A 14,444-nucleotide genomic window follows, 5' to 3' on the forward strand; every position below is an offset into this window, starting at 1 on the left:
CGGCCAGAAGGAGCGGGACGCTTGCCAAGTCCGCATCGGCCACCGCAGATTGCCGGTCAGTCAGTCGTGACCCGGCGATCGGTCTCCCGCCCATCCATCAGGCGAGGTCGGCGGCAGCGCTCAAGCTGCAACGTGGCCGAGACCGTGACGCACTGGGGAAGCGTGGCCGGCGCCGGTGGGTGGTTGCTGGAGACACACGTGGCGGGTGCTTGTTCGGCGCACCCGCCGTCGTGGCTGACTTTCTGTGGCTGAGGTCGCCAACGGCACGGGGCAGCAGACCAGAGAAGGTGGCGCGATTTGGAGCTATGCGGACATGGCGTAGGTGAAGCCGAGGGAGGTGAGTCCTTCGGCCTGGCACAGTCGGTCGGAGGGTCCGCCGATCTCGGTCTGGAGGAGTTGGTAGGCGGCGCCGTGGGACTGTCCCCAGTGCATGGCTGCCCGCCACAGGACGCGTCCCAGGCCCTGGCCTCGGGCCTCGGGGAGGACGGCGAAGTACTGGGGCATGAGCTGGGGGCGTCCAATGGCGTCGGGCTGGATCTCCATGGGGCCGATCGCGCCCACGATGCGGTACTCGACGGCGGCGGCGAGAACCGGGCCGCACCGGCCGGCCTGCATCTGGGCGTGGAGGAAGGCCAGGCCATCGCCCGTCATGGCCTCGGCGAACGGGGCGAAGGTCTCCTGCACGGCGGCCGACCAGGCGGTGACGGGCCGGACCGGGCCGTCCGGGGCGGGGCAGGGGCAGGCGGTGAAGTCCTTCAGCTGGATGCGGGTGCCGCGCGGGTGTGCAGTCTCGGGACCGAGAGGGCGTACGACCCGGGCGCCCGCCACGTTGTGCGTGGAGGCGAGCTTCGCGGCCAGCTCGGCGGCCTCATCCACGACGGTGTCGCGGAGCCCGTAGGCGAAGACCTTCACAGTGCCGCGTCCACGCCGACTCAGGGTGGGGATGAGAGTGTGCTCGGGCTGGTGAATCACGTCCTCGCGGAGGACGTTCTCGTCCTTCTCGCCGCCCCAGCGCCGGTCCTTGTCGTAGGGCAGGAAGTCACCCGTGTCGGCCGCTCGCAGGATGTCCTCGACCACGCTGACGGTCAGGGCATCGGGGTGGATGGGACCGAGAGTCGGCACGATCGGCGCGGTCAGTTGGGGCCGGAGCCAGTCCCAGCGGAAGAACATGAGCGGCACCCTAGCGGTGGGCCGGGCAGGGCTCAGGCCCCGACGCGAGTACGCCGGGGCCTGAACGGAGTTGACCGGATCGTGTCGGTCAGTGGGGGTTGTCGTCCCCGGCGTCGCAGGAGCACTCCGCGCTCTCCACGATCACGTCGAGGTCCTGGACGGCGGTGATCGACGCGGTCGCGACAGGCGGGGCGGCGCGGCGGGCCGAGGCCGGCGGGCCGGGGAGGATGGTCACCGGTACGGGCGGGGTCATGAGGCGTTCTCCTTGTCTCCGTGCTGGCAGTAGCTGTGCAGCGGCGCCTTGGCCTCCTGGTAGTGCTTGGCCAGGGGGCGGCAGACCCGGCAGGTGCCGGACAGGGCGCAGCCCTCGCACCCGCCGGTGCGAAGCATGAGGCGGTCGGCGATGGCGCCGAGCCGGGTGAGGCCGTCGATGCCTTCGGCCATGAGGTCGATCTGGTCGTCGCGCCCGACCTTGCAGATCGACACCTTGGCGTGCGGGTCGGCGTGAAAGAAGGTGTGTCCCGCGTTGCAGCCGGCGAACGGCTTGCGCTGCCGCAGGTGGGCAGCGGACTGGGCGAGCAGCGGCTCACCGCCGCCGTAGATCGTGGGCGTCATGTTCGTGTACGCGTGGTTCTCGACGTTCCACTCGTCGGCGAGGGCGGCCATCTCGTCGGCCTCGGAGGCGTTGTCCTCGGTCACCACGACGTTGATCCGCAGCGGCAGCCCCGCCTCCCGTGCGGCGTCCATGCCGCGCCGGAACGCCTTCCACGCCCCGCGGCGCTGGGTGAGCGTGTCGAAGGACTCCTCGCTCGCCCCGTACATGCTGACCACCAGCCGGTAGGGCGGGCAGTCCCGGAAGAGCTTGAGGAGGTCCGGCCGCCAGAGCAGCGAGCCGTTCGTCGAGATAGTGAGCATCATCCCGGCCTGCCAGGCATGCCGGTAGGCACCCTGGAAGTGGGGATCCATGGTGGGCTCGCCACCGGTGATTTGCAGCCAGAGGACACCGGCCTCGCGCATGATGTCCAGCAGTCGCACCTTGTCGTCCCAGCCGAGGCCGGAGAAGGGCCGCTCGCCGAGGTAGCAGTGCTTGCAGCCGAAGTTGCAGCCGAGGTTGATCTCCCAGGACGCCCGGCAGTAGCCGTACGAGGACGGCTCGCGCACCAGCACGGTGCCCTGCGCGGTCTGGCCGTCCAGGTCCAGGCCCCACACGTCGGCGGCGGTCTGCACCGCCCAGGCGGGAAGCGACTCACCGCCGGTGGCGGCCTGGCGCAGGCCCTCGAAGTGGTCGGCGGAGATTCGGGCGCCGGCCCTTGCTCCCGGCTTGAGGAGAAGGTGCCCGTCGAGGAACGGGGAGGCGATCAGAGCGTGGGCCATCGGGGGCCCTCCTTCCGGATCACGGAACGGGACAGTGCACGGGGCTCCTGGCGGCCGGCGCGGCAGTGGATCTCGCCAAGGCCGTTGCAGGTGCCGCAGGTCTTGCCGGACGAGTTGGCGCCGCTGCCACCGCAGTCCCCGCACTGTTCGTTACGAGGCGAGCGAGGGTGCCGGGTCTTGTGCGGGCTCGCGATCAGTTGGTGCACGAGACCTCCTCCAGCGCGTCTTCCCAGGTGTGCTGCTTGGCGTGGTCGGCGAACAGACAGCAGCCCTCACCGTCGGGCCCCGGGGAGGCCACCGGGCAGTCCGGCAGTACGACGAGCTCCGTCTCGTCTGTCCCGTGCCAGCGGAGCCACAGCGCGGTCCCGTACGTGCCGGCGTCGGTGAGGAGACCGAAATGCTCACCCTCGTTGTGCGCGGACAGCTGACACTGCACCGCCCTGTCGATGTACGGGGCGGTCGACTTCTCCCGCGCTTCCCGTGCCAGGTCGAGGGGCACCCGGCGCCAGTGCGCGCAACGCATCACGACACCATCCGGAAGGACGCGACGGCGTTCCGGGCCTGCTGCGAGCACCGGGGGCAGACGCACGGCGGGTAGCGGCCCGGGTTCTCCGGGACCACCGGGTCCTCGCCCACGCGTACCTCTGTGCGAGGCCCCCACGTCTGGCCGGAGTCGCAGGAGACCCGCAACGTCATCCGTACGTTGTCCTGTCCGTTCGCCATGGCCAGGAGCATCGCGATCCGCGGGCACGGCCAGAAAGGCCAAGCGGATTACCCAACTTGGGTAACCTCACCCTCGGTTGACCAAGTGCAGCGATCCGTAGTCCTCATGCCGGAGCGTGCCCGATGCCCGAGCCATCTCGCTCGAAGGAACTCCCGGTCAGCCTGCTCACAGACCCAGTGATGATCGAGGCATGCCAGGCCAGAGACTTCGGCCGCATCTTTCAGCTGGTCAAGGTGCGAGCAGGCATCTATCCGTCGATGATCGCGCGCCGCTGTGACCTCACTCCGAGCCGTGTGGGTGAGGTGATCGCCGGGCGGAGGCAGTTGCTGCACATGGACGTGATCGAACGGATCTCTGACGGACTGCGCATCCCCGGACACATGCTCGGACTTGCCCGTCGTGCCTGGGAGACGCCGCCCAGCCTGACGGTCACGCCCCGCGAACCGGCCGAGGTACCGACCTCAGCCGTCGAACCACTGGTCGCCGGACTGCCGGGGGCGGACGTCGACAGCATCCTCGCCCTGGCGGCCGAGCGGGACCTCACCGCGTCGACCCTGGACGCGCTGCATTCGTCGATCGCGGACTACTGGCGCCGGGACGACGAGCACGGCGGCGAGACTTTACGGCCGGCGGTCGTCGGCCAGCTCCGCTATGTCGTCGATCTCCTCAAGGAGCAGCGTCCGGCTCCTTTACGGGACGGCCTGCACAGCATCGCGGCTGAGCTGGCCCGGTTCACCGGATGGACCTACTTCGACGCCCGCCAGTACCACCAGGCACGCGCCTACTTCACCGAATCCCTCGGCCTGGCCAAGGCCATCGACGACCGCCAGTTCATGGCCAACGTCCTCGCCTGCATGAGCCTCCAGGCCACCTACCAGGACAAGCCCGGCAACGCCCTCGCACTCGTCACGGCCGCCCAGGACCAGGCCCGAGCGGCCGCGGTGACGACACCGCGCGTGTTGGCCATGCTCGCGATGCGCGAAGCCTTCGCCCACGCCACGCTCGGCAACCACGGTGCGACCCACACCGCGATCTCGGAAGCCCACACCCAGTTCGGCCGGATCAGCACCGGCGATCCGGACCCGGCCTGGGTCGCCTACTTCGACGAACCGAAGCTGATCGTGGACACCGGCATTGCGCACGGCCGCCTGGGCGAAGCAGCCCTCGCCGAACCCCTCATCGCGGATGCCCTGCGCCGAGAACACCAGACGAACCACCGAGGCCGCGCCTTCCACGCCTTCTGGCTCGCCCGCACCCAGCTCCAGCGCGGCAAACTCGACGAGGCGTGCCACACGGCCATGGACGCCTTGGCCCCGGCGGCGGCCGTCAGCTCACAACGAGTCGCCGGCCACCTCAAGGAGTTTTACGAGCAGCTGGAGCCCTTCCGCCGGGAACCGGCCGCGGTGGCGTTCGAGTCCCGGCTCAGAGAAGTGCTGCCCCGTCAGATCAGCGGATCGCCTCGTCCATGAGCACGTAGAGCAGCCCGACGAGGGAGCCGCTGCTGACGATCTCTCGTCGGTCGATCATGCCCCGCACGTCGGCCAGCGGGATCCACTCGATCCGATCCGACTCGTTCTTCTCGGTCGGCGGACCCTCGTACGTCGCTCCGTCGGCCCGGAAGACGTGGTGCTGGGAGTCGGTGATGCCGTTGGCCGGTTCGGCGTAGATCAGCGGCTTGATCGGGCCGGGGCGCCAGCCTGTCTCCTCCAGCACCTCACGGGCCGCCGCGTTGGCCGGCGTCTCGCCTTCCTCGACCAGGCCCATGGGCAGCTCCCACGCCCAGGCGTCCGTGATGAAGCGGTGCCGCCACATCATCAGAACCTCGCGCCGCTCGTTGACCACGGCGGCCACGGCCAGGTGCCGGAGCTTGACGACGTGGTGTTCCCAGCGGTTACCGTCCGGCGTCTCGACGTCGGTGAGCCACAGGTTCACCCAGCTGTTCTCGTAGATCGGACGTTCCCCGTGGATCTTCCACTGCATCGCTGCGGCCCCTCTCGATCGACCTCCAGGGTCTCAGACCGAGCCGGCGGGGGACGTACGTTCAGGCCTTTTCGCGTCAACTTGACGAGATGAAGCTGCACTTGGACCACAGTGCGCGAGGAGTGAGCCGCCTCCAGGGCTTCTACTTCTGCGACCCGGCCAGCCCCTGGCAGCGCGGTTCCAACGAGAACACGAACGGCCTGCTGCGGCAGTACTTCCCCAAGGGCACCGACCTCGCGGTCCACACCCGTGACCATCTGGCCGTCGCCGCCGCCGAACTCAACGGCCGCCCACGCAAAACGCTCGACTGGGAAACCCCAGCCGAGCGCCTCGCTAAGTTCCTGGCCACAGCCAGTTGATCATCTGTGTTGCAACGACCCCTGGAATCCGCCCATCGTCCAGGGGGCCTCTGGCATCAGCGGATGACATCAACGTCCACGGCCGAACCGATCAGGCGGCGGAATCTTCCTCGGCCTGCTGTCCCTCGTCCGGGTCGATGTCGTCCAGCCCCAGGGCGTCGCTCATCCGATCCGCAGCCGCCCGCAGGGTCGTCTGCATGACGTGGGCGTAGGTGTCGAGGGTCATAGTGATCGTGCTGTGCCCGAGCGTCTCCACGATGACTCGGGCGTGCCGGGACGCCAGCCCGTTTCCTCCAGGACCTCACGGGCCGCAGCCTCCTCCGGAGTCTCACCTTCTTCGACCAGGCCCATGGGCAACTCCCACGCCCACGAGTCTGTGATGAAGCGGTGCCGCCACATCATCAGGACCTCTTGGCGGTCGTGGATCACGGCGGCCACGGCCAGGTGCCGCAGGCGAACCACGTGGTATTCCCACCTGCGCCGTCAGGCTGCTGGACGTCGACCAGACACAGACTCACCCACTTGTTCGGGTAGATCTGACGCTCACCGTGCGTCTTCCACTCCAGTCACCTTGACGAGATGTCCGTCGGGATCGGCCGCTTGCATTGCGACTCCCTGCTCTCACCCGCTCCGTGGTCTCGGCGGACTCCGCACGGTTGCGGGAAGCGTCCCCAGCCGTTCATGTCAGTACGGCTCCCCACCAACTCGCTTTCCAACGGTGTTGGTGGGGTCTTGGGCTGCGTGCAGGGGCGTCCACTTGCGTTCGCCCTGAACAGCACCTCGCGGACCGCAAGGGTGTCGGCGCCGAGCCGCCATGGGCCCAAGGAAGCGGCGGTGTTCTATCGGCTCTCACAGCTAAGGTTGCAGGATACAGCTCCCTCGGAACCGACTCGGTCTCCGGGACGAGGGCTGACGCACGCCAGGAAGGACGAGCTGCCGGATGCCACGCTTGACTTTGCCGCAGCTGGAGCGGCACCTGTTTGCCGCTGCCGATGTGCTGCGGGGCTCCATGGAGGCCTCGGCCTACAAGGAGTACATCTTCGGGATGCTGTTCCTGAAATATGCCTCCGACCAGTTCGAGGCCGAGCGGCGGCAGGTCATCTCCGAGCAGCGGGCACGGGGGCGCTCTCAGGCCGAGGCGGAGCAGCGGGCCGAGGCGCCCTCGTTCTATCGGACGTTCTACGTTCCGCAGCGGGCTCGATGGGACCAGATCCGCGATCACCTCCATAAGTCGGTCGGCAGCGGCCTGAACAAGGCCCTGGAGGAGTTGGAGCACAGCAACCGATCGCTGGACGGGGTGCTTCAGCACATCGACTTCAACCGCAAGATCGGTCAGTCGTCGATGTCTGACAAGAAGCTGCGCGAGCTGATCATGCACTTCAATAAGGTGCCGCTTCGGCAGCAGGACTTTGAGTTCCCCGACCTCCTTGGCGCCGCGTACGAGTACCTGATCCGGGACTTCGCCGACTCGGCCGGTAAGAAGGGCGGCGAGTTCTACACCCCGCGTGACGTCGTCCGCCTTATGGTGCAGGTTGCCGACCCGCGTCCCGGCATGAGCGTCTACGACCCGTGCACGGGATCTGGCGGCATGCTGATCCTCTCCAAGGAGTACGTTGAGGAGTCGGGCGGCGACAGTCGCAACCTCGCCCTCGCCGGCCAGGAGAAGGACGGCAGCGTCTGGGCCATCTCCAAGATGAACATGCTGCTCCACGGCATCCCCGATGCGGATCTTCGGAACAATGACGACGGGACGCTCGAAGATCCAGCACACGTCACGGGCGGGGAGCTGCAGCGCTTTGACCGGGTGATCACCAACCCGCCGTTCTCAATGAACTACGTGGCTGACGCCATCCCGTTCCCTGAGCGCTTTCGCTACGGCTATACGCCCGAAAAGGGCAAGAAGGCCGACCTCATGTTCGTCCAACACATGCTGGCGGTGACCCGGCCTGGCGGGCTCGTTACGACGGTCATGCCGCACGGTGTGCTGTTCCGCGGCAGTGACGAGGGGAGGATCCGGACCGGCTTCCTGAACGACGACATCCTCGAGGCCGTCATCGGCCTCGGCCCCCAACTTTTCTATGGCACGGGCATCCCGGCCTGCATCCTCGTACTGCGGCCGCTCGGCTCGAAGCCAAAGGACCGCACGGGCAAGGTGCTGTTCATCAACGCGGACCGGGACTACCGGGAAGGCCGAGCGCAGAACTACTTGGAGCCTGAGCACATCGAGAAGATCGTCTCGGCTTACCGGGCCTTCGAGGATGTCCCTGGCTTCGCGCGCGTCGTCTCCCGCAGTGAGCTGGCCGAGAACGACGACAACCTAAACATCCGTCGCTACGTCGACACCACGCCGCCTCCCGAGCCGCAGGACGTGCCAGCGCATCTGCACGGCGGCATTCCGAAGACTGAGGTCAGTGCTAAGGCGGACCTATTCGCCGCCCACGGCCTGACGCCAGATCACCTTTTGGCCCCGAAGAACGACGATTACTCGCAGTTTGCCAACGTCGTGACCGAGCGGCGCGACCTGCGCCGCCTGATCGAGGCTGACGCCGGCGTGGTCGCCACGGAGAGCGCTGTGCTCGACTCCATCGGGATTTGGTGGGATGCGCAGGAAGCGCGCTTCGACAAGCTGGAGTCGCTTGGCGACCTCGTCGATCTGCGCAAGGACCTGATCGAGACGTTCCGAGACGCGCTGGCCTCCACCCGGCTACTGGACCCGTTCGCGATCCGCGGCATCGTGGCGTCCTGGTGGGGCGAGAGCCTGCCAGACCTGAAAGCGCTCGCGACCCACGGCTACCGCGGTCTTATCGAGGCCTGGGTTGCCACTGTGCTCGACGCCCTGGCTGAAGAGAAGGCCAAGGTCAACCCGCTCGACCACAAGGTGGCGCGGGCACTGCTGCCCGAGTACCTCGACCGGCTGGCCACCCTCGAAGCAGAGGTTGCCGAGCTAGACAGCACGATCAAGGCGGCTACGGCGTCCGATGACGAGGAAAACGGCGCCGACGATGAGCCGGTCGAAGAAGCCCTCTCACCGGCAGAAGTCAGGAAGCTGCGGACGAAGCTGACAGCGACGAAGAAACAGCTCAAATCGGATAAGGGTGCTTTCGCCGACCGCCTCGAGGCCGCCGGTGCCGCTCTCAATGACGCCATCGCCCGCCGGATTGTGCTCGAAGCCATGGAACGCGATCTTCTCGCTGAGGCCCAGGCGCGCATTGCCCGGCATCGGCGGGCGGTGGTCTCGGCGTTCGAGACCTGGTGGGACAAATACCAGACACCGCTCGCGACGCTCGAAGCCGAGCGTGACGCAACTGCCACGACGCTCGCCAGGTTGCTGAAGGAGCTCGGGTATGAATAACGCTGCAGTGCCTGACGGGTGGACCCAAGTCCATGTGCGAGATCTAATCACTAAGAAGTTCACTGGGCCGAGTCCTACGTGTGAAGAGCGCCCAATTGCTAGTGATGATGAGTGGGGACTACTCAAGACCACCGCAGTAACGTGGGACGGTTGGCGAGAAGAAGCCCACAAGGTGCCACCAGCAAGTTACTGGGGAAACGAATCTATCGAGGTTCATGCAGGGGACGTCCTGATCACGAAGGCTGGACCCCGTCATCGTGTCGGTGTAGTTGTTCATGTACGGTCTACGCGGCCCCATATCATGGTGTCTGGGAAGATGGTCGGCCTTCGGCCAAGGACATCAGCCGTGCTACCACAAATACTGGCGGGTCTCCTCTCGACCAAGGTCGTTCAGGAATACCTGAATGCCCGGACGACAGGTATGGCGGAATCTCAGACGAACTTTGCGGATGAAGCATTGTTGTCTGCTGAGCTTGTGCTCCCTACGATGCCGGAGCAAGCGCGGATAGCGCGCATCCTGGATGCGGTCGATGAACAGATCGCTACCTCTAGGCGCATCCTTTCGAAACTGAGACTGGAAGCGGAAGGGGTACTCGATCGGCTGGTGAAGGAACTTCCGCCAGCCGACTTCGTCCCGCTTGCGGATCTGTGCACTGCGGATATTTGCTACGGTATTGTCCAGTCTGGAGCATTCGTTCCAGGCGGAGTGCCGGTACTTGCTATTCGCGACCTCGATGGTGACTTTGAGACGGGTGTTCATCGAACGTCAAGGTCGATTGATGCGCAGTATCGGCGAAGCCGGGTTGCTCCGGGAGATGTCCTGCTCTCGATCAAGGGGACCATTGGCAGAGTGGGTATCGCGCCGGATGCCTACAACGGCAATATTAGTCGAGAGATGGCGCGAATTCGGCTATCCGCCCGAACGGATCCGGCGTTTGCGCGCTATTATTTGTTGAGTCGAGAGGCGCAGAGGCGACTCGATCTCGCAGTGGTCGGCACTACTAGGGCAGAGGTATCGATTCACGTTCTCAAGAGGTTCGCGTTTCCATCGCCTGATATTCGATACCAGCGGCACGTTGCTCGGGTGATGACAGCGCTTCAGGAGAGGCAAGAATCAGAACGCATTGCGTTGGCCAAGCTCCAGGCCGTGCGGCGTGGCCTCTTCGAGGACCTCCTCTCTGGACGTGTCCGCGTCCCTGCTGAGGCTGCCTCATGAGTAAGGGCCCTGAGTACACCGAGGTCGAGAAGCCACTACTTGACCAGCTGGAGGGCCTCGGCTGGCAGGTTATCGAGGGGTCGAAGTCAGACCCATCAGTCACGGAGCGCGACTCATTCCGCGGCTCGATCCTCGAAGGGAGGCTCCGCGCCGCACTGCTCAAGATCAACCCAGGGCCGGACGGTGCGCCGTGGCTGGACGATGCGCGCCTGGCCGAGGTGGTCTCGTCGCTCACGCGCTCCGAGGTGGGCAAGCTCGTTGAGCTCAACGAGCGGATGACCGAGCGCCTCGTTGAAGGCGTGTCCGTAGCGGGTCTGCCGGACTGGGATCAGGGACGCTCCCAGCGCGTCCAGTTCATCGACTTCGACAACCCCGCGAACAACGACTTTCTGGCGATCAGCCAGTTCCGGATGGATGAGCCCGGAGGCCAGGCCAAGAAGTTCGTCGCTCCCGACGTCGTGCTGTTCGTCAACGGCATCCCCCTGGTGGTCATCGAGTGCAAGAGCCCGTACATCACCGACCCCATGGCCGAGGGCATCACCCAGCTACGGCGCTACGCCAACCAGCGTCGCCTCGGCCTGCCTGAGGGCAACGAGCAGCTGTTCTGGACCAACCAGTTCGTGGTCTCGACCTACGGCGACAACGCGCGCGTCGCGACCTTCACTGCGGGCCCGGAGCACTTCCTGGAGTGGAAGGACGCCTTCCCGCTCAGCCGTGACGAGCTGGCCTCGCGGCTCGGCAAGCCCGCGGCAGAGCTGACGGGTCAAGAGTTGCTAACTGCCGGGATGCTGGCACCGTCCAACCTGCTCGACGTCGTCCGGCACTTCACCCTCTTCACGGAGGTCAACGGCCGGCGGATCAAAATCGTCGCCCGTTACCAGCAGTACCGCGCCGTTGGCCGGGCGCTCATGCGGCTCCGGACCGGGAAGACACGAACCCAGGACGGCGAAAGTGACCGTCGTGGTGGTCTGATCTGGCACACCCAAGGGTCAGGTAAGTCTCTGACCATGGTGTTCCTGGTGCGGGCGATGCGCTCGGATCCAGTGCTGCGTGCCTTCAAGGTCGTGGTCATCACTGACCGGAGCGACCTCGAAAAGCAGCTCTCCGAGACCGCCAAGCTCTCCGGTGAGGGCGTCGTCCGGGCACGGCGCGCGGCTCAGCTGCGGACCATCCTGGCGGAGAAGGGCCCTGCGCTGGTCTTCGCCATGATCCAGAAGTACCGGGATGCGGATGCCGCAGGCGTCGGTGAGGGCCGCATGGCTGCGGACGAGAAGAACGAAGCACTCGGGGTCCTCAATATCGACGAGACCGTCGTGATCCTCGTCGATGAGGCGCACCGCTCCCAGACCTCGACGCTGCACGCCAACCTCATGGCGGCGCTGCCGAACGCAGCCAAGATCGGCTTCACCGGCACCCCGATCATGCGGGAAGGTAAGAAGCGCACCGACGCCATCTTCGGGTCGTTCATCGACCAGTACACGATCCGCCAGGCCGAACACGACGGCGCCGTCGTCCCCATCCTCTACGAGGGACGCACCGCCAAAGGGGCTGTGGTCGGCGGCAGCGACCTGGACGAACTGTTCGAGGACATGTTCGCCGAGCACACTTACGAGGAGATCGAGAAACTCAAGGCGCGCTATGCCACGACCGGCGCCGTGCTGGAAGCGCCGAAACTCATCGCCGCCAAGGCGAAGTCGATCCTCTGGCACTACGTGTCGACAGTGCTTCCCGGCGGCTTTAAGGCACAGCTGTCAGCTACCAGCCGCCTGGCGACGGTGCGGTACCGCGAGGCGCTCCTTAGTGCAAGGGACGACCTCGTCGCGCAGATTGAGCGCCTGCCGGAGCACCTCGTGCGTGGGGCCGAGGACGGCAGCCTGGACATCGACGGGCTCGATCGGCGCAAGCAGGTCCTAGTCCGTGGCCTGCCGCACCTGGAGCTCATTCGGATTCTGGACTTTGTCCCGGTTATCTCGGGCAGCAACAACGATGACCCGACCTGGCTGCAGTGGACCGACAAGGCCCGCCAGGACGCGGTCATCGCGGAGTTCAAGAAGCCGCTGGGCTTCCCCGGTGAGCAGAGGAGTCCCGTTGCTTTCCTATTGGTACGCACCATGCTGCTAACCGGCTTCGATGCCCCAGTCGAGCAGGCGCTTTACCTCGACCGCTTTATCCAGGACGCCGAACTGCTCCAGGCCATTGCCCGTGTCAACCGGACCAGCCCGGGCAAGGCCGCCGGCCTGCTGGTTGACTATTTCGGCGTTGGCGCCCATCTGCAAAAGGCGCTCCAGGCCTATGCGCCCGAGGACGCCGAGGATGCCATCGGGGCGCTGGCCTCGATTGCGGACGAGGTGCCAAAGCTCCGCGACCGGCACGCCCGGGTGGTGGCGCTCTTCGCCCAGGCGGGTATCGAGACGTTCGATTTGGATGAGGACATCGAGGCCTGCGTCGACCTGCTCTCAGACGATGCTCTCAGGGCCCGCTTCAGTGTGCTGCTGAAGCAGTTCCTCACTACGCTCGACACCATCCTGCCCCGTCCCGAGGCGCTGCCCTTCGTGGCTGACGCCAAGCGGCTCGGCCTGATCCAGAAGGTCGCCCGGCGACGCTACCGGGACGACGGCCTCGGAGACTTCAGTGCCTCGCTGTACGGCGAGAAGGTGCGTGCCCTGATCGACGAGCACGTCACGGCGCTCGACATCGCGACGAAGATCGCGCCCGTCTCGGTCACCGACCCGGACTTCCTTGCGAAGGTTAAGGGTCTTAGCTCCGACAAGGCGAAAGCCTCCGAGATGGAACACGCCCTGCGGTTCCACATTCGGACGAACTTCGACGAGGATCCCGCTCGCTACACCAAGCTCTCCGAGCGCCTCGACGAGATACTGAAGTCGCTTACCGGCAAATGGGACCAGCTCAGCCTCGCGCTCGAGGTGCTGCTCGGCGACATGACCGACGAGTCCAGCTCGTCGCGCGTCCACCAAGACCCGCTGGTCGCCCGCTTCTACGGCCTTCTGGAGAGCGAGTTCGCCACCAGTGCCACCCTGCCAGACGAGGTGCGGACGGACATCCTGCACCTGGCCGAAGACATCGTCGGTGAGGTGCTGCGGCACGCAGGCATCGTGCGGTTCTGGCAGAACCCGCACGCCCAGGACGAGCTGCGTAAGGACATCGTCCATCAGCTGGACGACCGCGACCTGTTTCCGTTCTCCGAGCAGGCGGCCATTGCTGACCGCCTCATGGAGCTGGCGCGCTCCAACCAGTCTTTGATCAGGGAGCAGCTTCGTACCCGGGGGCGCCCTTGATTACTGTCCTCCAGCTTGACGATCTGCGCGTACCGGTCGAGATCGGCGGCAGCAGCCGTAAGGCTCGGCTCACCATCGAGGTCGACGGATCGCTGCGTCTGAGGGCCGCCGATGATGTGGCGACCGCGGAGCTGCAGCAATTCCTGGCGTCGAAACGCGAGTGGGTCTACCGCAAGCTGGCCGAGAAGGAAGTCCTCCAGCACGAGCCCGTCACCAAGGAGCTCGTCGACGGTGAGGGCTTCCTGTACCTGGGTCGCAGCCATCGACTGAAGATCGATGACGCGGACGGCGCTGTCCGCCTGGAGCGCGGCCGACTCGTCCTGCCACGACAGCTGCTCGGCGTGGGAGAGGCAAGCCTGATCGCCTGGTACCAGCGCTGCGGCGAGGCCTGGCTCGGACCCCGCTCTCGGGCATGGGCAGAGCGACTACGAGTCGATGCGGGGCCCATCGAGGTGGCAGACCTCGGCCACAAGTGGGGAAGTGCGACGGCCGGACGCCGCGTGCGTATCCACTGGGCGACGCTCCAGTTGTCCCCACCCCTCGTTGATTACGTGTTGGCGCACGAACTCGCGCATCTGCGCGAGCCTCACCACGGCCCCGCGTTCTGGCAACTGCTCGCCCGCGTCATGCCGGACTACGACGAGCGTAAGCAGGAATTGGCGAGGCGCGGCGCTTGCCTCTGGTTTGGGGGAACGTTGTAGTGGCGCCCTGGCTCAACGCATCGTGAGTTGGGCTGACAGGCGGGAAGGTTGTAACGCAGCCGATCTGCGGGAGCCGACTCTGCTGGAGCTGTGGCGGGTCGGCCGGCGGACCGTCGTGACGACGGCGCGACCGGTTGGAGTTGACGGCAGCACTGACGGCAACGACGGCACACGGACGCACATGATCGCTGGCTTGAGCAATCGGAGCAGTAGGCCGTTGGCGCCCCTCACGGCAAGCTGCCCGATCCTACGGATCAGAAGGTTGCAGGTTC

The 14,444-nt window shown here is 66.1% G+C and carries 12 protein-coding genes and 2 pseudogenes; 6 read left to right on the forward strand and 8 right to left on the reverse strand.

Annotation, left to right across the window (positions count from 1 at the left end; translation table 11 throughout):
* Nucleotides 1–303: 303 nt before the first annotated feature.
* The 5 genes from ACH4RG_RS01330 to ACH4RG_RS01350 form a co-directional block, all read right to left on the reverse strand.
* Nucleotides 304–1,170 carry a GNAT family N-acetyltransferase gene (locus ACH4RG_RS01330; RefSeq protein WP_398538911.1) on the reverse strand — a complete coding sequence of 289 codons (867 nt, stop codon included), beginning with the start codon at nt 1,168–1,170 and terminating at the stop codon, nt 304–306.
* Between the two features lie 88 nt (nt 1,171–1,258).
* The gene (locus tag ACH4RG_RS01335; RefSeq protein ID WP_162952559.1) at nt 1,259–1,423 is read right to left on the reverse strand and encodes a hypothetical protein; all 165 of its coding nucleotides are present in this window, start codon (nt 1,421–1,423) and stop codon (nt 1,259–1,261) included.
* Nucleotides 1,420–2,544 carry a radical SAM protein gene (locus ACH4RG_RS01340; RefSeq protein WP_398538912.1) on the reverse strand — a complete coding sequence of 375 codons (1,125 nt, stop codon included), beginning with the start codon at nt 2,542–2,544 and terminating at the stop codon, nt 1,420–1,422. The genes ACH4RG_RS01335 and ACH4RG_RS01340 overlap by 4 nt, the downstream gene beginning before the upstream one ends.
* 193 nt (nt 2,545–2,737) lie before the next feature.
* A complete protein-coding gene (locus ACH4RG_RS01345) occupies nt 2,738–3,067 on the reverse strand; it encodes a hypothetical protein (protein WP_398538913.1) in 330 nt (109 codons plus the stop codon).
* Entirely contained in the window at nt 3,067–3,267 is a 201-nt protein-coding gene (locus ACH4RG_RS01350; protein ID WP_398538914.1) for a hypothetical protein, read from the reverse strand. The genes ACH4RG_RS01345 and ACH4RG_RS01350 overlap by 1 nt, the downstream gene beginning before the upstream one ends.
* A 123-nt stretch (nt 3,268–3,390) precedes the next feature.
* Here ACH4RG_RS01350 and ACH4RG_RS01355 point away from each other — a divergent pair, with 123 nt between their 5' ends.
* The gene (locus tag ACH4RG_RS01355; RefSeq protein ID WP_398538915.1) at nt 3,391–4,737 is read left to right on the forward strand and encodes a hypothetical protein; all 1,347 of its coding nucleotides are present in this window, start codon (nt 3,391–3,393) and stop codon (nt 4,735–4,737) included.
* On the opposite strand, the gene ACH4RG_RS01360 is transcribed toward ACH4RG_RS01355, so the two are convergent.
* Nucleotides 4,715–5,248 carry an NUDIX hydrolase gene (locus tag ACH4RG_RS01360; protein ID WP_398538916.1) on the reverse strand — a complete coding sequence of 178 codons (534 nt, stop codon included), beginning with the start codon at nt 5,246–5,248 and terminating at the stop codon, nt 4,715–4,717. The two genes, ACH4RG_RS01355 and ACH4RG_RS01360, sit on opposite strands and share 23 nt — an antisense overlap.
* 143 nt (nt 5,249–5,391) lie before the next feature.
* On the opposite strand from ACH4RG_RS01360, the pseudogene ACH4RG_RS01365 reads away from it, so the two are divergent.
* Nucleotides 5,392–5,607: pseudogene (locus tag ACH4RG_RS01365) on the forward strand (IS30 family transposase); the annotation flags it as partial.
* A gap of 91 nt (nt 5,608–5,698) precedes the next feature.
* Here ACH4RG_RS01365 and ACH4RG_RS01370 read toward each other — a convergent pair.
* On the reverse strand, nt 5,699–5,833 hold the full coding sequence (locus ACH4RG_RS01370; protein WP_398538917.1) for a hypothetical protein: 135 nt from the start codon (nt 5,831–5,833) through the stop codon (nt 5,699–5,701).
* A gap of 44 nt (nt 5,834–5,877) precedes the next feature.
* Nucleotides 5,878–6,173, reverse strand: a pseudogene (locus ACH4RG_RS01375) (NUDIX hydrolase); the annotation flags it as partial.
* 374 nt (nt 6,174–6,547) lie between these two features.
* On the opposite strand from ACH4RG_RS01375, the gene ACH4RG_RS01380 reads away from it, so the two are divergent.
* From ACH4RG_RS01380 to ACH4RG_RS01395, 4 genes are all read left to right on the forward strand, one after another.
* Complete coding sequence (locus ACH4RG_RS01380) at nt 6,548–8,959, forward strand: N-6 DNA methylase (RefSeq protein ID WP_398538918.1); 2,412 nt, start codon at nt 6,548–6,550, stop codon at nt 8,957–8,959.
* A gap of 301 nt (nt 8,960–9,260) precedes the next feature.
* Nucleotides 9,261–10,175, forward strand: coding sequence for a restriction endonuclease subunit S (locus ACH4RG_RS01385; protein WP_398538919.1), 915 nt, complete (start codon nt 9,261–9,263; stop codon nt 10,173–10,175).
* Entirely contained in the window at nt 10,172–13,471 is a 3,300-nt protein-coding gene (locus ACH4RG_RS01390) for a type I restriction endonuclease subunit R (RefSeq protein WP_398538920.1), read from the forward strand. Before ACH4RG_RS01385 ends, ACH4RG_RS01390 begins: the two co-directional genes overlap by 4 nt.
* On the forward strand, nt 13,468–14,172 hold the full coding sequence (locus tag ACH4RG_RS01395) for a M48 family metallopeptidase (RefSeq protein ID WP_398538921.1): 705 nt from the start codon (nt 13,468–13,470) through the stop codon (nt 14,170–14,172). Before ACH4RG_RS01390 ends, ACH4RG_RS01395 begins: the two co-directional genes overlap by 4 nt.
* Nucleotides 14,173–14,444 lie beyond the last annotated feature (272 nt).

It is taken from the genome of Streptomyces sp. NPDC021019, from assembly GCF_044333295.1.
Lineage (GTDB): Bacteria > Actinomycetota > Actinomycetes > Streptomycetales > Streptomycetaceae > Streptomyces.